Source organism: Olivibacter sitiensis DSM 17696, assembly GCF_000427965.1.
GTDB classification, from domain to species: Bacteria; Bacteroidota; Bacteroidia; order Sphingobacteriales; family Sphingobacteriaceae; genus Olivibacter; species Olivibacter sitiensis.
In genome coordinates, this window is sequence record NZ_ATZA01000014.1 from 25,577 (window position 1) to 48,743 (window position 23,167).

A 23,167-nucleotide genomic window follows, 5' to 3' on the forward strand; every position below is an offset into this window, starting at 1 on the left:
TCATTTATATACAATGGCCGCTTCCATCGTTTTGCTAACGGTGGGTTTAGGTGCTATGACACGTACGTTCTTGAAAAATATGTTCTCTGCCTGTTCTCCTACCACACCTTCCCCAGCCTTTATCTCTACGTTCTCAAAGTAGAGGTCGTGGATTTTTTGTTCCGGCAGGCCGCGGATCAGCATGGCTGTCTTGGCTTCGGTGCATTGCACGTTCTTGATGTGGAAGTCGGTAAAGTGCGGGATTTTCTGTCCCGTATGCTGGGCAGCCTTGGTCTCGTCCGTGCTGCCAACGGGTGCATCGCTGTAGTAGGTGTCGAAGAGGATGGCCTCGTTCAGGATCTTGGGCATGCGGATGTCCTCTATGTAGATCTGGCGCACCAGGCCGCCCCTGCCAGTATTGCTCTTCACGCGGATACCGATATCCGTGCCGTCAAAGGTGCAGTTGCTCACATAGATATTGCGCATGCCGCCATCGGTATTGCTGCCGATGACAAAACCGCCGTGCCCCTCGTTCACCGTACACTCGGCAATGATGGCATTTTCCAGTTTGGCTTCGCCGTCTGTCGCATCACCACTCGATTTCATGCAGATGCCGTCGTCTCCGGCATTCACCTTGCAATGGTAGATGATGACATTCTTGGAGGCACTAATGTCTATGGCATCGCCATTTTGTGCCCAGCTGGGATTGTACACGGTGACGTTACGGATGATGAGGTTGGTGATCTGCTTGGGATTGATGGAGAAATGGGGTGAGTTGAGAAAAGTGGGGCCATCAATAAGCAGGTTCTTCACTTTGGATAGCGTGAATAGCTTTGGGCGCAGAAAGTCCCTCGCAGGCAGGTAATCCTCAGCTGTGGCATTGCCTTTCTTTTCCAGTTGCTTGACATATTCTACCCCATCCATGGCCTCTTGGCTGGGCCACCAAACTTTGCCGTCGTCGCCAAGGACACCTCCAGAGGCTACCAGATTTTCCCACTGGGCCTCACTTACCTTGAATTTCTTGACGGGGCGCCAGGCGTCGCCTGAACCATCGAATATCCCCTTGCCGGTAAATGCCACGTCTTGTAGGTTATCGCCCCAAAGCGGTGGTGTCACGTCAAACTTGCCCTTGCTGTATTCCCTCATCGGGTATTGTGTCCTATCTGGGGTAAACAAGACGGTGGCTCCCTCTTCTACATGGAAATCCAGCTTGCTCTTGATCTCGATCGGCCCCGTAAGCCAGATGCCTTTGGGGACGATAAGCCTGCCCCCACCGGCAGCTTCACAGGCGGCAATCGCCTTGGCAAAGGCCTCCGTGTTGAGGGTCTTGCCATCGCCAATGGCACCATAGTCCGTGATGGAAAATGGGCGACGGGGAATATTGGGCTCGGGCACCGCAGGCATATCAAAAGGAGCTTTTTGGATATAATGGGCAATCTCTCGCTCTTGGGCTATCAGCATAGAGCAAACGGAGATGAGGAGTAATGGAACCAAGTATATTTTTATGTTGTAAGTCATAAGTTACGAATTGGCTTATTGTAAAAGTAGTCATTAGCGCAATCGTTTCTAGCTGATCAGGGCAAAAATTGTGCAATCGTTTCCGTAAGATCGCTTGATTTTGCCTTTTCTTTGGGCATTGAAAGCGGTTATTTGGTGTCAAGCCTATTTATGAAGTTGACAATCGTCTCTATCATGGAGTCAAACCAAGGGTGGAAAAACCAAAACGGATGTGGAGCATCATCGAAGGTTCTTGTTTCATGGTAGATGCCCCATTGGTCCATAAGGCGGATGGCATCATCACGTCCAGCGTGGAATCGTGGAATAGAGCTGTTGATGAAGAGCATGGGAGGGGTGTGTGCATGGATGTGCGTGAGGGGAGAAGCCTCTTCCCAGGTCTGCGGCCTTGCCTCATAGGTGCCACCAAGCCATTGTGCTGCCATTTCCCCTTCGGCAGATTCGGGATGTTTAAAGGCCATGATGCCATCTATGTTTACGATGGCATTGATATGGCTTTTGCTTGTCAGCCCCACAAGGGAGGCCAATTGTCCTCCTGAAGAACAGCCCAAGATGACGATGTTGGCGCTGTCCAATTGCCAGTGGGAGGCGTTATCACGTATCCAGCTAATCAAATCCTTCAGATCGTCTACGGCCGCGGGGTAGGTAGCCTCCAACGACAGACGGTATTCGGGGCTAAATACGGCATATCCCCTTTTTGCCATGGCAACGGCCATATCCTTGTTCTGCGATTTATCGCCCGAACGCCAACCGCCGCCATGTACCATGATGATCACTTGTTTCTCGGGATCTACGCTGGGCCGATAGATGTCTACGGACAGGGTGCGACCGCCGATGGTTTTATAGGGTACGTCATTGGACAGGGCAATGCCTGTTGGATCTTGGGTAGCCACCTCGATGTACGGCCGGTATCGGCGCTCTTTCTGAAAGGTAGCAGATAAGGTAAAGGAGGTGTCCCTGGGAATGGGATCCTGTGCCATTAGTGCCAATGGCTGTCCGTATGGGATGCAGATGAATAGTAATGCGACTATTTTTTTCACGCTGTTATTCTATTGGTATGCAATATATTGAATCTTTTGAATCGATGGTTATTTGCTTATACGGAACCAATCGTAGTCGCCCCAGCCGGCATCGTTTATGCTTCCTTCCCTTTGGCTGAAGAGCCCCAGCTTGGCACCGATCCAATGGCCCTCTCTGGCAGTGAAGCTTTGCGGGATGGGAGTGAATTGCCGGTTGTCCATGCTGTAGCTGAACTGGCACTTGGCATCTGAGGTGACCTTGACGCGCAGGTATAGGGTATTGGTGTCTACTTTCCTGATTTTTGTTTCCTGCTCGGTAGCGCCCTTATCTGCTTTTAGCGCTTGGCCATAGACCAGATAAAGGCCATCGTCTTCCTTTTTCAGGGCGATGTAGGCATAGTCACGTCCCATGACTATCAGTCCGGACCGTTCACCGAGGAGCTTTTCGTTGGCCGTGAAACGGAGCTGGGTCGTAGCCGTGAACGATTCGGTGGGGAATTTTTGCAGCAGCACATTGGGCAGGTCGCGCAGGTTCTTGCCTTCATCGGGTAGAGGCTGCGTATAGAGTCGCAGGCTGCCCTTGCTTTTGTCCAGAAAGGCCCAAGTGGCCCGTGGGTTGGCGGGCCATTGCCACTGCTTGCCGAGTTCCAGGCCGTCAAATTCATCGCTTTCCACCGGGGTTACCGATGGATAGCTCTTGCCTATGTTTGGTTTTGTATGGGTGAGCACGGGCTCTCCCGTCATGCTGCCCTTGGGCGCCCTACCGATGACGGGCCAATCATCGACCCATTGCAGGGGCTGTAGATGTACCACGCGGCCGATGACGCCCTTGTCCTGAAAGTGCATGAACCAATCTTCGCCACGGGGCGTGTCTACCCAGCCTCCTTGGTGCGGGCCATTGATGGGGCTGCTCCCTTGGTGCATGGCCACATGTCGTTCATAAGGGCCATAGATGTGCCTGGAGCGCAATGCGAGCTGCCAGCCGGTGGCGACTCCACCAGCGGGGGCGAAGATGTAGTAATAGCCATTGCGCTTGTACAGCTTGGGGCCCTCCACGGTAGGGTCCAGTTCGTGGCCGTCATAGACCAATACCCCTTGATCCAAGGTTTTCGTGCCGTCTGCCGTCATCCTTTTGATGGCCAGTACGCTTTTGATACCTGCCCGGCTGCCTGCAAAGCCGTGCACGAGGTAGGCACTCCCATCTTCGTCCCAAAATGGACAAACGTCAATGATGCCCTTGGCGGCCTCTACCAGCACGGGCTCGTCCCAAGGCCCGGCGGGGTCTTGGGATTTGATCATATAGATGCCGAAATCCGGATCGCCGTAATAGATATAGAATTCACCTTGGTGATGGCGCAGCGAGGGAGCCCACACGCCATCGCCGGGGCGGGTTTTGGAGAAGTGCTCATAGGGAGGCTGACGCAAGAGGGCATGGCCTATGATGGTCCAGTTGACCAAATCCTTGGAATGCAGGATGGGAAGCCCGGGCACGGCGTCGAAACTGGATGCCGTGAGGTAATAGTCTTCGCCTACACGGATGACATCCGGGTCGGAGTAGTCCGCATCGATCACTGGGTTTTTATATTTGCCGCTGCCCAAATCGGGAGACCAGACCTTTGAAACATAGGGCTGATCTTGGGCCTGTGCCAAGCTGAACGGGATAGCAAGGGAAAGAAATAAGTGGGGTAATAACTTCATTTCGTCGTATTGTCTTGAGGTTTATAATCTAATGCCAAGTTGCCTTTAGGGGGGCTCCATCTGGAGCCGCCCGCAAAGATCTTTGCGGGCACATATGCTTTTGCTTCCTTTTTGTCCAATTGGTGACTCCAACTTACCCTGTTGCTTGCTATCGCGCCAGGCCCTTTACTGTTGTATTCGGCATAAAAGGCCGTTTTTTCATTCTCGGTATTGCGCCAGTTGTCCCAGCCTTCTGGGCGGATATGTGCGCCTAATTGGCAGTTCAGGAATACGGTTTTGGCGTATGGTCTCCATGGTCTTCCAAGGAATACCTTGGTGGCTTCGGGCGCAGCCGTCAGTCGGCACTCTCGAAAGACAAAGCCAAAGGCCTGTGCCTGGGGTGTTGCCGCTGCCGTGATGTAGGAATTGGAAAGGCTATGGATGGTACAACGGTCAAAAAGAGCCGTAGCCCGGCCGAAAATAAAATCCGTGGTGCCCTCGATATAACAGTCCAGATAGTATTGTCTACTTCCCTCGGCAGCAGGGAGCAGCGTATCCTGGTTGCCAAGGATGCGGCAATTGTAGACCATGATCCTGTCACCCTCTACGTGCAGCGCCACCGCCTGCCCCACACGGCCGGCCTCATTGAGGATGGTGAGGTTGGCCAACTGGACATCGTTTCCCGCTACCAATAAGGTATAGGAAGTAAAAGTGCTGAATTTCCTGCTGGAGTCACTGGACATCGGCTTGCCGGAGTAATCATCCCATCCGATAATGGTCGAATCACGTGCTTCGCCGACCAGGGTGATGTTGCTTTTCCAACTGGGGATGGACACTTTTTCGTTGTAACGTCCCTTGGCAATATAGATGACCACTCGTTCCGGAGAAAGATCCCGCACGGCATCGATAGCCTCCTGAATGGTACGGTAATCGGCCCCTCCTCTTTGGTCGACATAAAGGGTCTTTGCATATACGGACGGGCTGTAAAGAGCCCATCCTAGCAATAGGTAAATCCATATGGGATAAGTAAAATGTACTTTATGTGTCATAATCGTAGGCCTATGCAGCGCATGTGCAGCATTACTATATTGTGCATTGGTATAGCTTACCGAGGCAGTAAAGGTAATGTATTTTTGCAATCGGTTGCAAGAAGGTGTCGAAACAATCGCTGCAATCGTTATCGGCAACGATTGCAGCTTTATTGGAGACAATTCGCCTACCTTTCTGTCCTGTTGCCTAATATTGCACCCTCAAGTCTTTCCTGTCTTCGTAAGGAAAGATAGGGGGATGCCAATTAATAAATTATTGATAAATACCAAATTATGATGAAAGTAGTATGCTATTTGTGCCTATTGATTTTCTTGTCGTTCATGGTTTTTGCCTGTTCCAAAGGCGAGGAGATAAATTCCGATATACCGGAGGAACCGAGTGGTCCAGAGCTCCCCGATGAAGAAGCTTTGGCATTTCCGGGTGCCGAGGGCTTTGGTAGGGCGGTTACCGGTGGCCGGGGTGGCCGGGTGATCAAGGTTACTAATCTGGATGACAATGGTCCTGGTAGCTTAAGGGCGGCCGTTGAAGCCACCGGTGCCCGGATAGTCGTTTTTGAGGTTGCGGGAAATATCAAATTAAGTTCAAATCTGGTGATTCGAAACAGCGACTTGACCATAGCAGGACAGAGTGCGCCCGGCGATGGGATATGTGTCCAGAATTATCCGGTGATAGTCAACTCCGATAATATTATTATCCGCTTCATGCGGTTTCGTATGGGCGATTTGGCCAATGTTGAGGGGGATGCCCTTGGCGGATATGAACGCAAGGACATCATTGTAGACCACTGTTCGATGAGTTGGTCTACGGATGAATGTGTTTCTTTTTACAATAATGACAATTTCACGCTGCAATGGTGTATCATTTCAGAAAGCCTGCGTCTTTCTGCCCATGATAAAGGCGCGCATGGCTATGCAGCTATTTGGGGCGGCAAGCACGCCAGTTTTCATCACAATCTTATTGCACATCACGACAGCCGCAACCCACGTTTTGGCGAAAGGGAGGGTAGTGCATACGCCCTGACCGATCTGGTGGACTATCGTAACAATGTGATATACAATTGGGGAAGCAATAGTGCCTATGGCGCAGAAGCGATGAACATCAATATCGTGAACAATTATTATAAACCTGGTCCAGCTACTCGGAGCAGTGTGCGTGATAGGTTATTCGCCGCTGATAAGTATGCCGGTAATGCGTCATCACCTATCTATGATACCTGGGGCAGGTTCTATATTGCAGGCAACGTGGTGGAAGGAAGTAGCGAACCCAGTAATGACAATTGGAGTTACGGTGTTTTCAACCAGTTTCATTCACGTTACGTACCGGTGAGCGAAGCCGATAAGCAAGGAATGCGGTTGGCAAATGCCCTCCCCATTGAAGACAATGTGGAAACGCACGCGGCAAACGTGGCTTATGACCTGGTACTGGAATGGAGTGGAGCCCGCTTGCATAGGGATGCGGTAGATAATCGGATTGTCGCTGAAGTGATGAACGGTACATTTACCTATGAGGGGTCCAGTGGTGATGAACGGAGCAAAAGCGGTATCATTGATAGTCAGGAGGACGTAGGTGGATGGCCCTTGTTGCAGGCAGGTACCGTGCCACAAGATAGCGACGGCGACGGCATACCCGATGAGTGGGAGCAGGCCAACGGCCTCAACCCAAATAGTAACGATGCGGCGGGACATCAATTGAGTAAGGTGTATTCCAACGTGGAAGTCTACTTGAACAGTTTGGTAGCGGATATTATGGCAAGGAAGTGAGGGCTGGAAAAATTGCGGGAGTCTTCCGAAATCGCAAACGTTGCCGACAACGATTGCATACTTTCATGGGAGTCAATCTTTGTATCCCCCAAATATAGAACTAACATTGTATAGCTAAAATTATAAATAAAGGATAACGTGAAGAGAAGAAACAAATGGTATTGGATTTTGGGTATGTTGGTAGGAATGGGCACGGCAAGGGCACAGTCTTTTCCCGAGTTCCCGGTGGTTAATATACAAGAAACATCCTTTCCAAAGGATACATTTGATATTCAGGGATATGGTGCAAAGATTGGACTATTGAACACCCAAGGCATTCAACAGGCCATTGATGCATGCCATCAGCAAGGAGGAGGCGTGGTACTTGTGCCTGCCGGATTGTGGTTTACGGGCCCCATCGTGCTGAAAAGCAATGTCAATTTGCATTTGGCAGAAAATGCCCTGTTGCAGTTCACGGACGACTTTGACCAGTACCCGCTGGTGGCTACCAGCTGGGAGGGTATTGAACAGATGCGCAACCAGTCGCCCATATGGGCGAAAGGCGCACAAAATATCGCCATCACGGGCAAAGGCATCATCGATGGTAACGGAGATGCCTGGCGAATGGTGAAAAAAGGGAAATTGACCGAGTCGCAATGGAAGAAATTGGTGGCAAAGGGCGGTGTGCTCAATGAGAAAAAGGATACCTGGTATCCCTCGGAAAGTTCGCTGAAGGGATCGAAATACCAAGACCCTGGCGAGCTAAGCAATGATAAAAATCAGGAGTTTTACCAAGAAATAAAGGATTTCTTGAGGCCCAATCTCATTCTTTTGGAAAGCTGTAAGCAGCTATTATTGGAAGGGGTTACCTTTCAGAACTCACCGGCCTGGAATATCCATCCCCTAATGAGCGAGGATATCGTGGTGCGCAACGTCAATGTCCGCAATCCGTGGTACTCCCAGAATGGCGATGGTATCGACATCGAATCGTGCAGGAATGTACTGGTGGAGAACAGCCAGTTCGATGTGGGCGATGATGCCATATGTATCAAGAGCGGGAAGAATGAAGCAGGGCGGAAAAGGGCTATGCCTACCGAAAACGTGTGGATAAGGAACAATACGGTATATCATGGGCATGGCGGAGTAGTCATAGGAAGCGAAATGAGCGGAGGCGTGAAAAACTTGTACGTGTCCAACTGTACGTTCTTGGGTACCGACATAGGTCTTCGTTTCAAAACCGCTCGGGGAAGGGGCGGTATCGTAGAGGATATTTACATCAAGAATATCTATATGAAGGACATTCCCGGCGAGGCCATATTGTTCGATATGTACTATGAGGCCAAAGACCCGCTTCCTCTGGAAGGGGAAGGACGTACTCCTCCCAAAGTGCAAACACTTCCTGTGACCGATGCCACGCCGCAGTTCAAAAACTTTTACCTCTACGATATTTTTTGCGATGGTGCACAAAAGGCGTTTTTCGTGCGTGGCGTACCCGAGATGCACGTGAAGAATATCACCGCAGAGAAATTGTACATCAAGGCAGAGGAAGGGCTCGATATTCAGGAAGCTTCCAACATCGTGATCCGTGATAGCTATTTTGAGATAAAGTCCAAGGATAATTTGATTTACCTGTTGAACAGCGACCATGTAGTATTCGACAAGGTTCGATCTCCAAGCCCGGTAGCGTACCTCGTGCATGTGCAGGGAGAGCGCAGCCAGGGTATCGTCCTCCGTAATTTGGATGTATATGCCGATAAGGTCAAGACAGATTATGGCGCTCCCAATGGTGCAATAAATAGCAGTAAATAGCACAATGAAAAAGGCAGGCACATGAAAGGAAAGGCAAATTTAGGCTTATTTGGCATATGGATACTATCGCTCCTGATGCTTTGCGTCAGGGGTGTGGCACAGGATAAACTTCGATACAGTGAGCTCTTGTCCGAACGAGCGATGACCTTATGGCCAGACAGCTTTGCCCTGGATGGGGGCAAGGCCAAATGGAGCTACGATCTGGGCGTTATACTCAAAGGAATGGAACAGGTGGGGCTGGCCGATGGCAACAGCAAATGGTTTTTCTACATGCAGTCCATGATGGACCACTATGTGCAGGAAAATGGGGAGATAAAGGGCTATGATCCCAAGGCTTTCAATATCGATTACGTGAACAACGGTAAGGTATTGCTCACGCTCTATCGCGTCACGGGAAAGAAAAAATACCTCTTGGCCGTGCAGCAGTTGAGAAAGCAATTGCGCGAGCATCCGCGCACGCGAGAGGGGGGCTTTTGGCACAAGGAAATATATGAGCACCAGATGTGGTTGGACGGCCTATACATGGCGCAGCCTTTCTACGCCGAATATGCCCAGCTTTTTGGTGAAGATAGCATATACGACGACGTGGTAAAGCAGTTTACGCTCATGGAAAAGCATGCCGTGGACGAAAAGAGCGGTCTGCTGTACCATGGTTGGGACGAATCTAGGCAGCAGAAGTGGGCAGATCCTCAAACGGGCCGGTCGCCCAATTTCTGGGGCAGGTCCATGGGATGGTTTGGCATGGCCCTGGTAGACGCGTTGGATTATTTTCCTCACGATCACCCCAAAAGGGACACGTTGATAGCCGTGGCTGCACGCTGGGCTTCGGCCATAGCGGCTGTTCAATACAAAGACGGTCTGTGGTACCAGGTATTGGATATGCCCGAACGGGAAGGAAATTATCCGGAATCTTCGGCTTCGGCAATGATCGTCTATGCACTGGCCAAGGCGCAACGGTTGGGATATATAGATGATAGGTACGACGCCGCAATAAAAAAAGGTTACCGTTCCATCATCCGGCAATTTGTTTACGTTGATGCCGATGACCACTACAACCTGAAAGGCACCGTAGCGGTATCTGGCCTAGGCGGGGAAAAAAACTATAGAGATGGTTCGTTTGATTACTATATAAGCGAGCCTGTCATCCAAAATGACCCAAAGGGTATCGGCGCATTTATCCTCTGTGCTTCGGAAATGGAACTTCGGCAACTGCCCAAATACGGGAATGGGAAAAAGGTCGTCCTAGATTACTATTATAACCGCGAATGGAGAAAAGGAGCAGACGGTCGTAACGTGCGCTACCATTACACATGGGAGGATAGGGCAAATAGCGGATATTCATTGCTGGGATACCTATTTAACAGCTATGGTGCCGAAACCGACTCCCTGGCCCAGAAGCCTACGAAAGCAAACCTGGAAAATGCTGCGGTGTACATCATAGTGGATCCCGACACGGAAAAGGAAACCGAACAGCCTAATTTTATCGAAGAAACCGAAATGGAAACCTTGGTAGATTGGGTTAGCCGTGGTGGTGTACTGGTCTTGTTGGCAAACGATAATGGCAATTGCGAGTTGGACAGGTTCGATGAGCTGGCATCGCGTTTTGGCATAAGTTTCAACAAGGACAATGCGCTTATGGTCAAAAACGATGATTTCTCCCAAGGGACGGTGTACACCTCCAAAGGAGACGTGTTTAAAAGCTGGTATCCCATCTACATCAAAGAGATCAGTACGCTATCGGTACACAAACCCGCCAAGGTGATATTGAAGCATTTAGATGCCGAGGTGATGGCCGTATCCAAGTACGGCAAAGGAGCAGTGTTCGTACTGGGAGATCCTTGGATTTATAACGAATATTTGGATGGACGTAAGCTCCCAGCAAGTTTAAAGAATTATCAAGCAGCGCATGACTGGGTAGTTTGGTTGTTGAGACATGCCAGGTAATAGCAGATGGTGGTACAGCGAAAAATGGAAAAGAAAAGAGATTTTTTAAGTAAGGCATGGTTGGAGGGAAACGAGTTGATCCCCGATATTCCCCCTTTGCCAAAGGCTTGGGATCGTATCCCGGAGCGTGTCCTGCAATTTGGAACCGGCGTGCTTTTGAGAGGTCTGCCCGATTATTTTATTGATAAGGCAAATAAGCAAGGCAAACGTCAGGGACGTATTGTGGTGGTAAAGTCTACGGACGGTGGGGTAGATGGATTTCATAGGCAGGATAACCTATATACGGTATGTGTCAGGGGAATAGAAAATGGGGAGACGGTAGACCGTCTGATGATCAATAGCAGTATCAGCAGGGTCTTGTCTGCCAAAGAGGAATGGAGGGAAATTTTGGATTTGGCCAGTTCGCCTTCCATGGAAATCGTTATTTCCAATACCACTGAGGTCGGTATCGTGCTGGATCATAGGGATATGGTGCAGCACGAGCTGCCATTTTCCTATCCGGGGCGTTTGTTGGCCTTGTTGTACCGGCGTTTCCAGCACTTCGGAAACGCGGAGGATAAGGGACTGGTCATATTGCCCACGGAACTCATCGGCAACAACGGCGATGAGCTACGGAAGATCGTTCTGCAGTTGGCAAAGCACCAGACTCTGGGGGAGGAGTTTTTGGAATGGCTACTTGGGGCAAATGACTTTTGCAATACCTTGGTGGACCGCATCGTGCCGGGTAGCCTGTCGACAGAGTCGTACCGGCTAGTAGCTGACAAATTGGGCTATGAGGATAGACTGATGATCATGGCCGAGCCATTTAGGCTTTGGGCCATAGAGACCTCCGAAAAGCGGGTGAGCGACAAGCTGTTTTTTGCAACTGTCGATGAAGGAATCGTTGTGGTCAGCGATATCACCAAGTTTAAGGAACTAAAATTGAGGTTGCTGAATGCCACGCATAGCCTTTGTTGCGGGCTGTCATCGCTGTTGGGCTTTTACACCGTGAAAGCTGCGATGGAAGATGGCCCGATGAAGCATTTTGCCCGCACCTTAATGATGGAAGAGATCGTCCCTTCGGTTTGTAGCGGAGATATCTCCAGAGAAGAAGCAGAGCGATTTGCCCAGCAGGTGCTGGATCGGTTCTCAAACCCCTTCCTACAGCACAAATGGCATCAGATAGCATTGAACTATACCTCCAAGATGAACGCACGTGTTTTTCCCTTGGTTACCAGCTATATGGGCAAATTGGGTAAAGTCCCCGATTTGATGGCCATTGGAGTGGCTGCATTCATATATTATATGAAGTGTCATCAAGAATCCGACGGGAAATTTGTAGGATTTGATAGCCAGGACACCTACTTTATACAAGATGAATACGCCCATTTATGGTGTACTTACTGGAATGGGGCAAAGGATGAAACGGAGTTGATAGCGCATGTTTTTGCCGATACCAAACTGTTTCATACCAAAGTCCCAACAGCCTTTATAGACAAGGTTGCCGAATATTTAGCTGCGATGACGCAGGGCAAGGCAAGCTTTCTGATTGAATCGACCTATAACTTAAATCGTACTTGTTAAAAATGAGACAGCGTGTATTGAAGATTCATCCCAAGGACAATGTGCTGGTCGCCTTGCAGGATTTGCGTCAGGGAGAACTTATCGTATATGAAGAGAAGGAATACCTTTTGGTAGAGGACGTACCCGCCAAGCATAAGTTCTACATGCAAGATATGGCAGTGGGCGAGGAGGTGTTGATGTACGGTACCTTAGTGGGCAAGGTTCAGGTTCCCGTGCAGATGGGACAGCGAATGAGCACGGAAAATTTGAGGCATGCTGCAGCACCTTATTCTTATCGTCCATACCGTTACGAATGGCATAGGCCCGATGGGGCTATGTTTGAGGGGATGACCTTCAACGGTTATCATAGGCGCGACGGTAGGGTGGGAACGGCCAATCATTGGCTGTTTATACCCATGGTGTTTTGCGAAAACAGGAACCTGGATGTCCTCAAGGAGGCATTGCTGGATAATTTAGGCTACTCGGTCACGGATAGGTATAAGCTGCGCGCATCGATGCTTCGGAAGTTATATTTGGAGGGGAAAGATATTGCTAACGCAGACCTACAAATTGTAGAGGATACGGCTCCCGTAGGGCGCTTGTTCGAAAACGTTGATGGTATTAAATTCCTTAACCACGAGGGCGGTTGCGGGGGTATCAGACAGGACGCTGCCATACTGGGCAAATTGCTTTCTGCCTATGCCGATCATCCCAATGTGGCGGGCGTCACCGTATTGAGCTTGGGGTGTCAGAATCTGCAGGTGAAAGATTTTCTGGATGATCTATACCGGCGCAATCCGCTATTCGATAAGCCACTGTATGTCTTCGAGCAGCAGCAGAGTGAGAGTGAGGAATGGATGATTACAGAAGCGATGCGTAAGACCTTTGAAGGGCTGGTGGAAGCCAACAAAGTGACAAGAAGTCCAGCGCCATTGAGCGCACTTACGCTTGGTGTAAAATGCGGTGGGAGTGACGGATTTAGTGGCATATCCGCCAATCCGGCCGTGGGGTATTGCGCTGACCTGTTGGTTGCCCTTGGTGGCAAGGTCCTATTGGCCGAATTTCCCGAGCTATGTGGTACCGAGCAAGACATGATAGATAGAACGGAAGACGAGGCTGCAGCAAGGAAATTTATCCGTCTAATGGAAGCTTATGGACGTGCAGCAGAAGCGGTTGGTTCGGGTTTTCACATGAACCCCTCTCCGGGCAATATAAAGGACGGCCTTATTACCGATGCGATCAAGAGCAACGGGGCAGCCAAGAAAGGCGGCACTTCGCCTGTGGTAGATGTACTTGATTACACCGAGCCAGCTGTAAAGCCCGGATTAAACTTGGTTTGTACGCCCGGTAATGATGTGGAGGCTACCACGGGCAAAACCGCTAGCGGAGCAAATCTTATCCTTTTTACCACGGGCTTGGGAACACCTACGGGCAACCCGATTTGTCCGGTCATAAAGGTAGCTACGAATTCCAAGCTAGCTGATCGCATGAAGGACATTATCGATTTCGATTGCGGCCCTATCATTGCCGGAGAGAAGAGCATTGCTCAAATGGGCGAAGATATGCTACTGTACTGCATAAAGGTAGCCAGCGGAGAGGTGGTGCCCAAGGCGGTTTCCTTGCAACAAGATGATTTTATCCCGTGGAAAAGAGGTGTTAGCCTATAAGTAAAACAACATAATTGGAGAACATGAAAGATTTTTTGGATGACGATTTTTTGCTGAAGAGCAAGACTGCCCAGGTATTGTATCACGAGTATGCCAAACAAATGCCAATCATCGATTACCATTGCCATTTGCCGCAGCAACAGATTTACGAGAACACGCAATTCGAAAATATAAGTCAGGTGTGGCTCAATGGCGACCATTATAAATGGAGGGCCATGCGTACAAACGGGGTGGATGAATCCTATATTACGGGTGATAAACCAGATCGGGAAAAGTTCAGGAAATGGGCAGAGACGGTACCGTATACCATGCGCAATCCATTATATCACTGGACCCATTTGGAGCTGCAGCGCTATTTTGGTATAAAAGAAGTGCTTAATGGCGATAGTGCCGATCGTATCTACGACAGGTGCAAGGAACGTCTGGGAGCGGATAGCCATCGCGTGCGCGGATTGTTGGCACAAATGAACGTGAAAAAAATCTGTACCACGGACGATCCCATCGACGATTTGGCCATTCACCGGTCGTTGAAGGCAGATCCCTCTTTCGATATGGGTGTTTTTCCCGCATTTAGACCCGACAAGGCCATGGAAGTGCGCGATGTAAAGCAGTTTGCCGATTACGTGGCAAAAGTCGAGGCGGTTACCAATGTTTCTGTAGAAACGTTCTCCGATTACTTGTCGGCATTGAAGAAAAGACACGATTTCTTCCATGAACAAGGGGCTCGGTTGTCCGACCACGGTTTGGAAGAAATATATGTAGAGGAATATACGGAGCAAGAATTGGAGCTCATATTCCAAAAAGCCTTGAAAAAAGAACTTTTGAGCGAACTGGAGCAGCGCAAATTTAAATCGGCCATGCTGGTCTATTTTGCGGAATGGGACCATGAAAGGGGATGGGTACAGCAGTATCACCTCGGAGCCTTGCGCAACAACAATAGCCGCATGTTATCCTTGCTAGGTCCCGATACCGGATGGGACTCTATCGGCGATTTTTCGCAAGCAAGGGCGTTATCCAAGTTTCTCAATAGGTTAGATGGAAATAATAGACTGGCAAAGACTGTCTTGTATAACCTAAATCCGGGCGACAATGAACTGATGGCTACGATGATCGGCAATTTCAACGATGGTTCTGTCGCGGGCAAGATTCAGTTTGGTTCGGCATGGTGGTTCTTGGATCAGAAGGACGGGATGACGAAGCAGATCAATGCCATCAGCAATATGGGGTTATTGAGCCGTTTTATAGGAATGTTGACGGACTCCAGAAGTTTTCTTTCCTTTCCAAGACATGAATATTTCCGCCGGTTGCTGTGCGATTTGTTTGGCGATGACATTGAACAGGGAGAATTGCCCAACGATTTGCCATGGATAGGCAAAGTGATACAGGATATCTGTTTCAATAATATTCATGGGTATATAGACTGGCCAAAGCCGTAACGGCCATTGTTTTTTTTAACATAGCGGTTTTTATGTGTCATAATCTCTAAATTTGCAGATTAGCGATGCATTTAATCACACTTTTCAGGCAAGAGGTCGTTACCTTATTCAATTCCTTTGCAGCATACATTGCCATTGCGTTGTATCTGTTGCTCACGGGCATGTACTGCTGGGTGTTACCATCCACTAGTGTATTGGCTGGCGGATATGCCTCTTTGGATGTGTTTTTCTATATATCGCCCTATATACTTTTGTTTATGGTGCCGGCCATTACCATGCATAGCATAGCGGGCGAACGTGCCGAAGGGACGCTCGTACTCCTCTTGATGAAACCTGTTGCTGGGAGAACGCTCCTCATGGGGAAGTGGTTGGCCACTGTGGCGGTATGTATCTTCGCCTTGGTGCCTACCGGTATCTATTACATTAGTGTTTATTACCTTGGGGCCAGTATAGGTAATGTTGATTCGGGGGCTGTTGCTGGTTCGTATATCGGCTTGTTTTTATTGATAGGCAGTTTCTCGGCTATTGGCATTTTTTCTTCCGCTATCGCTCGCAATACCATCATTGCCTATTTGCTGGGCGTTTTTTTATGCTTCGTTTTTTATGACGGAGTTGCCGTTTTCTCCGACATGGTATCTTGGCCCCCCTTGCTCACTGCGATGGATTTTCTTAGCCTATCCAACCATTACCAATCCCTGGGCAGGGGCGTGTTGGATTCGCGAGACATATTTGCTTTGTGCAGCATCTCATTGCTATTCCTGGCATTAGCTATCATGGCACTACTGCGTGGCAGGGCTGGTAAGTCTACTTGGAGAAGAGCACGTATATACGTCATCTCGCTATTTTTCGTCCTCATTGTGGGCAATATTTTAGCACATAGCTATTTTACCAGATGGGACTTTACGGCCGAGAAGCGATTTACGCTTTCGGCCAGTACCGAGGAACTGCTGTCATCCTTGGACGATGAGGTGCACATTGCCGTGTTCTTGGAAGGCGATTTGCCCACGGGGTTTAAAAGGTTGCAAACTGCCACAGCAGATATGCTGGCCGATCTAAGGGCCTACTCCGGGGGCAAATTGCATTATTCCTTCATCAACCCGCTGGAAGATGACGGCTCCCGGAACGAAGAAATCATCCATACATTGGCGTATAGGGGTATAGAGCCAGTCAATCTCAACCTGAAAACCGAAGACGGCTTGGTACAGAAAATCATTTTTCCATCGGCCGTGGTGATGCACAAGGACAGGGAAATCCCGGTCAACCTGTTGCAGCAGAAAATGTATACCGACGCGCCGGATGCGCTTAATAGTTCGATTCAGCACTTGGAATATGCCTTTGCCAATGCCCTGCATAAATTGCAGCAGGAGGAGCAAGCTACCATAGCCTTTACGGAAGGGCATGGCGAGCTGACGGACCTGGAACTGCATGGAGCCTTTCAAAGCTTGTCGCACGGCTATTTGGTAGGGCGTTTGCACTTGGATTCCATTTCCTTTGAAGATTTGCTGGGGATTAAGGTCATCGTGGTGGCTCGGCCCGAAGAAGCGTTTAGCGACTTGGAAAAGTTTAAGCTCGATTATTTCGTTCAGCATGGGGGGAATGTACTTTGGGCCATCAGTCCGTCCAGTGCCAGCTTGGATGGCTTGCGGTCTGCGGCGACTGAGATGATCGTGGCGAGGCAGATCAACCTAGATGACCTGCTTTTCAGGTATGGTATTCGTTTTCACTACGACCTGTTGGCCGATATGAACTGCGCGCAGATACCGCTGCAGTTGGCAGGTGGCGGACAAATCCAACTAGTGCCTTGGGTGTATTACCCGCTTTTGGTGCCCTTATCTACTCATCCAATTGTGAAGGACTTGGAACTGATCAAAACCGAATTTCCCAGCACCTTGGATACGGTAATGACCAGTGTGCCCATCCACAAGCAATTCTTGCTGTGGAGCTCGCCCTACAATAAAGTGTTTGCCTTACCTAAAGCCCTGTCGTTGTCGGCCGCAGCAAGCTTTCCGGATACGGCCTCTTTCAAGGGGCCGCCAAGGCCCGTCAGTGCTTTGCTGGAAGGCAAATTTCCGTCGGCCTATCATGGACGGGCCACGCCAAAAGGGGTGCCGGCATCGATTACGTTGGCGGCCGTTGCCGCCCATGAGAGTAAGATGATTGCCCTATCTGACGGCCATGTCCTGAAAAGCCAGATGGATGCTGGCGGCAAACAGGCTTTACCCTTGGGCTGGGATAAGTACGGCCAAGTGCAGTATGGCAATAGGGCATGGCTGCAAAATATGATCGATTATCTGGCAGAAGATACAAACCTGTTGCCCTTGCGAAACAAGGATTTCAAGCTAAGGCCATTGGACATGGTCTATGTGAGAAATCACAAAGCTACCATCCAGTTGCTCAACGTAGGTTTGCCATTGCTATTGCTGTTGTTGTTTGGGGGCATACAGCAATATATGCGATATGGGAAATTCGGAAAATATAAATAGCGGCAATAGAAAGCCATATTGAAAAATATCCTTAATTTCGCCTTTTTCGGCAATTTACTGTTATAATCTGGTTGATTTATGGAAGATGTGAATGAGAAAGTGAATATTGTTCTATCGGAAAGAACGAAGTATTATATTGATAGGGAAGAGAAATACAGTGCGCACAACTACCACCCGTTGCCGGTAGTGCTAAATAAAGGTGAAGGCGTATATGTATGGGACGTGGACGGCAAGCGTTATTACGATTTTCTTTCTGGCTACTCCGCCGTGAACCAAGGGCATTGCCATCCCCATATCATACAAGCCCTCACAGACCAGGCGGCCTTGCTGACATTGACTTCGAGGGCCTTTCATAGCGATGTGTTTGGTGAGTATGCAGAATTTCTTACCAAAACATTTGGTTTTGACAAGATGCTGCCCATGAACTCCGGAGCAGAGGCCGTGGAAACGGCTATCAAGATTGCCCGGAAGTGGGGCTATCAAAAGAAGGGGATTGCCCAGAACAGGGCTAAGGTCATCACGGCCAGCGAGAATTTCCATGGTAGGACCATCAATATCGTTTCGTTCAGTACGGACGAGACGGCCAAGAACGATTTCGGCCCTTTTGTGGAGGGCTATGTTACGGTGCCCTATAACGACTTGGAGGCATTGGGAAATGCACTTCAGGACAAGGATGTGGTAGCCTTTTTGGTAGAGCCGATCCAAGGGGAGGCCGGCGTAGTGGTTCCAGACGAAGGTTACCTTGCCAAGGCTTTTGCGCTTTGTCAAGAGAACAATGTCTTGTTTATTGCCGACGAGATACAGACAGGGCTGTGCCGCACGGGTAAGCTGCTTGCTTGCGACTATGAAGACGTTCATCCCAACATGCTGATTCTTGGAAAGGCACTCAGTGGCGGTACCATGCCGATTTCTGCCGTGCTGGCAGATGACGAGGTGATGCTGTGCCTCAAGCCGGGCGAACATGGGTCTACCTATGGCGGGAGTCCATTGGCTTCAAAAGTGGCCATCGCATCCTTACAAGTACTTTTGGAAGGCAATATGGCCGATAATGCCTATAAAATGGGCGTATATTTCAGGGAGAGATTGAAAGCTATTCAACATCCTTATATTCAAGAGATAAGAGGGAAAGGGCTCTTGAACGCATTGGTCATACAACACGAAAACGATAATGCTGCTTGGGATTTGTGTCTTTTACTAAAAGAAAAAGGGTTGCTTGCTAAACCTACGCATGGAAATAAAATAAGGTTTGCACCTCCATTGGTAATTACCAAAGAACAGATCGACGAATGTTTGGCTATCATCGAGCAATGCTTGAATTTGCTTGACTAGCAAAGTTTAGATTCTTCGAGATGGCTAATGCACATCTCGAAGAACTTCTTCCCCTTCTTTTTTCATGGTTTTTGTTTTCATCAAACGCGCATGAAAAGCAAAGGCTTCCTCTAGCAAATGGGGGGTCTGACCACCTACCTTTTCGCATGCCCTATTAAAATAGTCCAACAAATCGGCCTTATAATCGGGATGCGCACAATGCTCTATAATGAGTTTGGCTCTTTCCCGAGGTGCCAAGCCCCTAAGGTCGGCATAGCCCTGATCCGTTACCACTACATCCACATTGTGTTCGTTATGATCTACGTGAGAAACCATGGGTAGAACATGAGAGATAGTATCGCCTTTGGAGGCTGCTTGCGTGACAAAGATGCTGAGATGCGTGTTGCGGGCAAAATCTCCTGAACCACCTATTCCATTCATCATTTGAGAACCACTTATATGAGTAGAATTGACGTTGCCATAAATATCAAATTCAATCGCCGTATTGATGCCTATGATCCCTAATCGGCGTATAACTTCAGGTGAATTGCTGATGCTCTGAGGCCTTAGAACAATCTTGTCTCGGTATTGGTCCAGGTTATTGAAGACCCGCTCATAGCATTTTTCAGATACGGTAATAGATGCGGCAGATGCAAAATCCAGTTTACCAAGATCTATCAAATCAAAAGCACTATCCTGCAAGACCTCTGAATACATGGTAAGGTGCTCGAAATCACCCCTGCCTAGCCCTTGCATTACCGCATTGGCAACTTTTCCAATTCCAGCTTGTAGTGGGCGGAGCGACTTCGTCAATCGTCCTTCTTTTACCTCTTTACTCAGAAATTCAATCAGATGATCGGCAATTGCCGTTGTCTTTTCATCTGGTTCAGCAATATCTGCGGGGCTATCCTGTATATCTGAAAACACGATGGCAACTATTTTGGAAGTATCGACATAGATCGCTTTGTCTCCTATCCGATCGTCTGGTTTCAATATCTCGATTGGTTTTCTGTCTGGATAGGCTTCGAGCTGGTAAATGTCGTGTATGCCATAAACATTTTCATGTACGGCGGTATTTATTTCAATAATTATTTTTTTTGCATGTTTGGCGAATATAGGGCTATTGCCCACTGAGGTCGTTGGTACAATGCCGCCATCTTCAGCAATGAAAGCAGCCTCTATAACAGCAATGTCAATATCAGGTATGTCTCCGTCAGTCAACATTTCGCTGGTTTCACCCAGATTCTGGTCTATGAATAATATCTCTCCTGCATTGATCTTTTTTCTCAATACAGTGTCTACCTGAAAAGGCATTCTGCGTTTCAGTACTCCAGCCTCGGCCAAGGCGCCATCTGTGTTATGCCCAAGAGAAGCTCCCGTAATAAGGGTAATGCCTATAGGACGCCTAGGAGCATCTTTGGCCAGTGCCTTAAGTATTACCTTACTGTCTCCAGCTTTGGTGAAGCCACTTGAGCCGACTACAGCACCATCATAAAAATGTTGCAAGGCAGATTCTGGATCAGTGATTTTGTCATGTAGTGTTTTTAATTTTACTCTCTCAAAATTCATGTTGGTTTAACTGTTTTGGTTTTTAAAGGTACGTACGATACTTTAAAATACGTATTGCCCTTTTTATAGTTTTTAGTTTGTTTAATATAAAGGCAATTACCTACTGTTGATCAAGTATGGATGGCAAAAATTTATATCCCTCTGATAACAAGAATGTAAAAGCTTACAAGATTATCGTTTTTCGTTGTTTTAATCTTATTGTTAGGTGTCATATTCTTATTTTATGCAGCCATTATAAAAAAATCATATATTTGGAAACTGTTAATCTAGTGTAAAACTGGTATGAAATGGATTTTTCATCTGTAGTTTCACTGGTGAATAATTATGAATAGGAATAAATTTGGAACATCCTAAACAATATTAATAAGCACGGCATGGCAGGTGAAAAGTATTACATGACGGAGGTGGATGTGCATTCAGATTCCATCTATTGTTACCATAATATTATGGGGGAAGTTTTTATTCCCTTACATTCGCACAATAAGGGCCAGTTCCTGTATACAGAAGGAGGTGTGGTTTTTGTAAAAACCCCTATGAAAACCTTTTTCCTGCCTGCAAGACACTATATGTGGATTGCGCCTGGCGTAGATCATAGCATACATCCCGGTACGCCAGAAGTCATCATGCGCAATCTTTATTTCCCCGTATATGAAGATGATGATCGTTTTTATAGCAATACAGGTGTGTTCCCTGTAAGTGATCTCATCTTGCAGTTGCTTATGTTTACTGCTAGATGGCACGGTGACATCTTCAAGTCCGATAGTACGAATTATACCATACTGGAGTCCTTTAAGTTCTTATTGGAGAAAACTAGCAAATATGATTTGCCACTGGCTTTGCCCTTGGCCAAGGACGAGCGCCTCAGACAGGTGGTAAACTATTTGGAAAGCAATACTTCCGAAGACTTACTCTTCAATGATTTGGCTGCTAAATTTGGCTTTAGCCCGAGATCCCTTTCTAGGTTGTTCCAAAAGGACCTAGGGATGTCCTTCATACAATATTTTACCGTGTTGCGAATGCTGAAGGCGCTGCAGTTGTTGCTCGAGAAGGGAATGTCGGTCAATGAAGTGGCCTTAGGAGTAGGTTATAATAGCCTGCCTACTTTCAGCAATACTTTTCAAAAAATAGTGGGCGTTCGCCCAAGTGAGTATGTGAAGCTTAAGAACGTCCTATAAAGAAAATTTCAGGTCATCTGGTGCTGTTTCCCTGCTGTTGATTATTTTTGCCTTTCAACGTTTTTAAAGAATATGCCCAAAAATCTCGCATATTTTTTATATCATTGCGCTAATATTTTTTCAGTTTATGAGATTTATAGTTTCTACTTCAACCTTGCTTAAGCAGTTGCTTGCGGTAAATGGCGCATCTAGTAGCAGTACCGTATTGCCCATTTTGGAGAATTTCCTGTTTGAGATTAAAGAGAACATCCTTACGATATCTGCTACCGATCTTCAGACGAGCATGATAACATCCTTGCAAGTGGAGTCAAAAGAAGAAGGGAAAGTGGCTGTTCCGGCTAAAATTCTGATTGAAATATTGAAGACCTTGCCAGACCAGCCAATAGCTTTTTCGGTAGATATCGATACCTATGCGATTGAAATAAGTGCTGGGGATGGTAAATATAAGTTGAGTGGCGAAAACGCAGACGATTTCCCGAAGATACCTGTTGTGGAAAATCCTTCTGCGGTAGCTATGCCAGCTTCAGTGCTTTTGGAGGCCGTGAATAAAACGATTTTTGCGGTGAGCAACGATGAGCTTCGGCCAGCTATGACCGGTGTGCTTTGTCAGCTAACTCCGCAAAATACCACCTTTGTTTCTACCGATGCGCACAAGCTGGTGCGCTATAGAAGATCGGATGTTCGATCGGAGGCCTCTGCGTCGCTGATTTTGCCAAAGAAGGCACTGACTTTGCTTAAGAACTCTCTTCCTGCGGATGATGTAAGTGTTTCTGTAGAATATAACAATACTAGTGCGTTTTTCCGTTTTGGCAATATCAGCCTGATCTGCCGTTTAATTGATGAACGTTATCCAGACTACGAGGCCGTTATTCCTCAAGTTAACCCCAATAAGTTGACAATAGACCGAAGTGTTTTGCTAAACACTTTGCGTCGCGTGGTTATATTTGCCAATAAGACCACGCATCAAGTAAGGTTGAAGATTACTGGCAGTGAACTGTACATTTCTTCAGAAGATTTGGATTTCTCCAATGAAGCACACGAAAGATTGTCTTGTCAGTATGAAGGTGAAGACATGGAGATTGGCTTTAATGCCAAATTCCTCATCGAAATGCTGAATAATATGGACGGAGAAGAAGTAGTTCTGGAAATGAGCACGCCCAATAGGGCTGGATTGCTATTGCCAGCATTACAGGAAGATGGAGAAAGTCTCTTGATGCTGGTGATGCCTGTGATGCTCAATAATATGGGCTAAACC

15 protein-coding genes are annotated in these 23,167 nt (G+C 48.0%); 10 read left to right on the plus strand and 5 right to left on the minus strand.

Features of this window, described 5'->3' with window-relative positions; genetic code table 11:
* The 4 genes from A37S_RS24165 to A37S_RS24170 form a co-directional block, all read right to left on the minus strand.
* The gene (locus A37S_RS24165; protein WP_084163834.1) at positions 1-1,497 is read right to left on the minus strand and encodes a glycoside hydrolase family 28 protein; all 1,497 of its coding nucleotides are present in this window, start codon (positions 1,495-1,497) and stop codon (positions 1-3) included.
* Between the two features lie 128 nt (positions 1,498-1,625).
* The gene (locus tag A37S_RS0109230) at positions 1,626-2,534 is read right to left on the minus strand and encodes an alpha/beta hydrolase (RefSeq protein WP_028296739.1); all 909 of its coding nucleotides are present in this window, start codon (positions 2,532-2,534) and stop codon (positions 1,626-1,628) included.
* A 48-nt stretch (positions 2,535-2,582) separates the two neighbouring features.
* Positions 2,583-4,211: a glycoside hydrolase family 43 protein gene (locus A37S_RS0109235; protein ID WP_028296740.1), complete on the minus strand. Its 1,629-nt coding sequence runs from the start codon at positions 4,209-4,211 to the stop codon at positions 2,583-2,585.
* A complete protein-coding gene (locus A37S_RS24170; protein WP_051292949.1) occupies positions 4,208-5,239 on the minus strand; it encodes a pectinesterase family protein in 1,032 nt (343 codons plus the stop codon). The genes A37S_RS0109235 and A37S_RS24170 overlap by 4 nt, the downstream gene beginning before the upstream one ends.
* A 273-nt stretch (positions 5,240-5,512) precedes the next feature.
* On the opposite strand from A37S_RS24170, the gene A37S_RS0109245 reads away from it, so the two are divergent.
* The 8 genes from A37S_RS0109245 to rocD all read left to right on the plus strand — a co-directional run bounded on the left by A37S_RS0109245 (position 5,513) and on the right by rocD (position 19,189).
* Complete coding sequence (locus A37S_RS0109245; protein WP_157278539.1) at positions 5,513-7,000, plus strand: pectate lyase family protein; 1,488 nt, start codon at positions 5,513-5,515, stop codon at positions 6,998-7,000.
* Positions 7,001-7,174: 174 nt separating this feature from the next.
* Entirely contained in the window at positions 7,175-8,788 is a 1,614-nt protein-coding gene (locus A37S_RS0109250) for a glycoside hydrolase family 28 protein (RefSeq protein WP_036602006.1), read from the plus strand.
* 21 nt (positions 8,789-8,809) lie between these two features.
* A complete protein-coding gene (locus tag A37S_RS0109255) occupies positions 8,810-10,732 on the plus strand; it encodes a glycoside hydrolase family 88/105 protein (protein ID WP_028296743.1) in 1,923 nt (640 codons plus the stop codon).
* Positions 10,733-10,756: 24 nt separating this feature from the next.
* The gene (locus A37S_RS24175) at positions 10,757-12,295 is read left to right on the plus strand and encodes a tagaturonate reductase (protein WP_169719467.1); all 1,539 of its coding nucleotides are present in this window, start codon (positions 10,757-10,759) and stop codon (positions 12,293-12,295) included.
* Between the two features lie 2 nt (positions 12,296-12,297).
* The gene (locus A37S_RS0109265; protein WP_028296744.1) at positions 12,298-13,941 is read left to right on the plus strand and encodes a UxaA family hydrolase; all 1,644 of its coding nucleotides are present in this window, start codon (positions 12,298-12,300) and stop codon (positions 13,939-13,941) included.
* Positions 13,942-13,964: 23 nt separating this feature from the next.
* Complete coding sequence (gene uxaC, locus A37S_RS0109270) at positions 13,965-15,377, plus strand: glucuronate isomerase (protein ID WP_028296745.1); 1,413 nt, start codon at positions 13,965-13,967, stop codon at positions 15,375-15,377.
* Positions 15,378-15,442: 65 nt separating this feature from the next.
* Positions 15,443-17,860 carry a gliding motility-associated ABC transporter substrate-binding protein GldG gene (gene gldG / locus A37S_RS0109275; protein ID WP_036602010.1) on the plus strand — a complete coding sequence of 806 codons (2,418 nt, stop codon included), beginning with the start codon at positions 15,443-15,445 and terminating at the stop codon, positions 17,858-17,860.
* Positions 17,861-17,938: 78 nt separating this feature from the next.
* Positions 17,939-19,189 (plus strand): ornithine--oxo-acid transaminase, encoded by a 1,251-nt coding sequence (gene rocD / locus A37S_RS0109280; protein WP_051292937.1) that lies wholly within the window; start codon positions 17,939-17,941, stop codon positions 19,187-19,189.
* A 24-nt stretch (positions 19,190-19,213) separates the two neighbouring features.
* On the opposite strand, the gene scpC is transcribed toward rocD, so the two are convergent.
* Positions 19,214-20,737, minus strand: a complete 1,524-nt coding sequence (scpC, locus tag A37S_RS0109285) for a succinyl-CoA:acetate CoA-transferase ScpC (protein ID WP_028296748.1) — start codon at positions 20,735-20,737, stop codon at positions 19,214-19,216.
* A gap of 374 nt (positions 20,738-21,111) precedes the next feature.
* Between scpC and A37S_RS0109290 the strand changes: the two genes are divergently transcribed.
* Together A37S_RS0109290 and dnaN are read left to right on the plus strand one after the other, a co-directional pair.
* Positions 21,112-21,912, plus strand: coding sequence for an AraC family transcriptional regulator (locus A37S_RS0109290; RefSeq protein WP_028296749.1), 801 nt, complete (start codon positions 21,112-21,114; stop codon positions 21,910-21,912).
* A gap of 127 nt (positions 21,913-22,039) precedes the next feature.
* Positions 22,040-23,164: a DNA polymerase III subunit beta gene (gene dnaN, locus A37S_RS0109295; RefSeq protein ID WP_028296750.1), complete on the plus strand. Its 1,125-nt coding sequence runs from the start codon at positions 22,040-22,042 to the stop codon at positions 23,162-23,164.
* The last annotated feature ends 3 nt before the right edge of the window (positions 23,165-23,167 follow it).

What these genes read in the sequence shown, in the direction of transcription:
- A37S_RS24165 (WP_084163834.1), bottom strand. Translation starts at nt 1,497, where the DNA reads ATGACTTACAACATAAAAATATACTTGGTTCCATTACTCCTCATCTCC.
- A37S_RS0109235 (WP_028296740.1), bottom strand. Translation starts at nt 4,211, where the DNA reads ATGAAGTTATTACCCCACTTATTTCTTTCCCTTGCTATCCCGTTCAGC.
- A37S_RS24170 (WP_051292949.1), bottom strand. Translation starts at nt 5,239, where the DNA reads ATGACACATAAAGTACATTTTACTTATCCCATATGGATTTACCTATTG.
- A37S_RS0109245 (WP_157278539.1), top strand. Translation starts at nt 5,513, where the DNA reads ATGATGAAAGTAGTATGCTATTTGTGCCTATTGATTTTCTTGTCGTTC.
- A37S_RS0109250 (WP_036602006.1), top strand. Translation starts at nt 7,175, where the DNA reads ATGTTGGTAGGAATGGGCACGGCAAGGGCACAGTCTTTTCCCGAGTTC.
- A37S_RS0109255 (WP_028296743.1), top strand. Translation starts at nt 8,810, where the DNA reads ATGAAAGGAAAGGCAAATTTAGGCTTATTTGGCATATGGATACTATCG.
- A37S_RS24175 (WP_169719467.1), top strand. Translation starts at nt 10,757, where the DNA reads ATGGAAAAGAAAAGAGATTTTTTAAGTAAGGCATGGTTGGAGGGAAAC.
- A37S_RS0109265 (WP_028296744.1), top strand. Translation starts at nt 12,298, where the DNA reads ATGAGACAGCGTGTATTGAAGATTCATCCCAAGGACAATGTGCTGGTC.
- uxaC (WP_028296745.1), top strand. Translation starts at nt 13,965, where the DNA reads ATGAAAGATTTTTTGGATGACGATTTTTTGCTGAAGAGCAAGACTGCC.
- gldG (WP_036602010.1), top strand. Translation starts at nt 15,443, where the DNA reads ATGCATTTAATCACACTTTTCAGGCAAGAGGTCGTTACCTTATTCAAT.
- rocD (WP_051292937.1), top strand. Translation starts at nt 17,939, where the DNA reads ATGGAAGATGTGAATGAGAAAGTGAATATTGTTCTATCGGAAAGAACG.
- scpC (WP_028296748.1), bottom strand. Translation starts at nt 20,737, where the DNA reads ATGAATTTTGAGAGAGTAAAATTAAAAACACTACATGACAAAATCACT.
- A37S_RS0109290 (WP_028296749.1), top strand. Translation starts at nt 21,112, where the DNA reads ATGGCAGGTGAAAAGTATTACATGACGGAGGTGGATGTGCATTCAGAT.
- dnaN (WP_028296750.1), top strand. Translation starts at nt 22,040, where the DNA reads ATGAGATTTATAGTTTCTACTTCAACCTTGCTTAAGCAGTTGCTTGCG.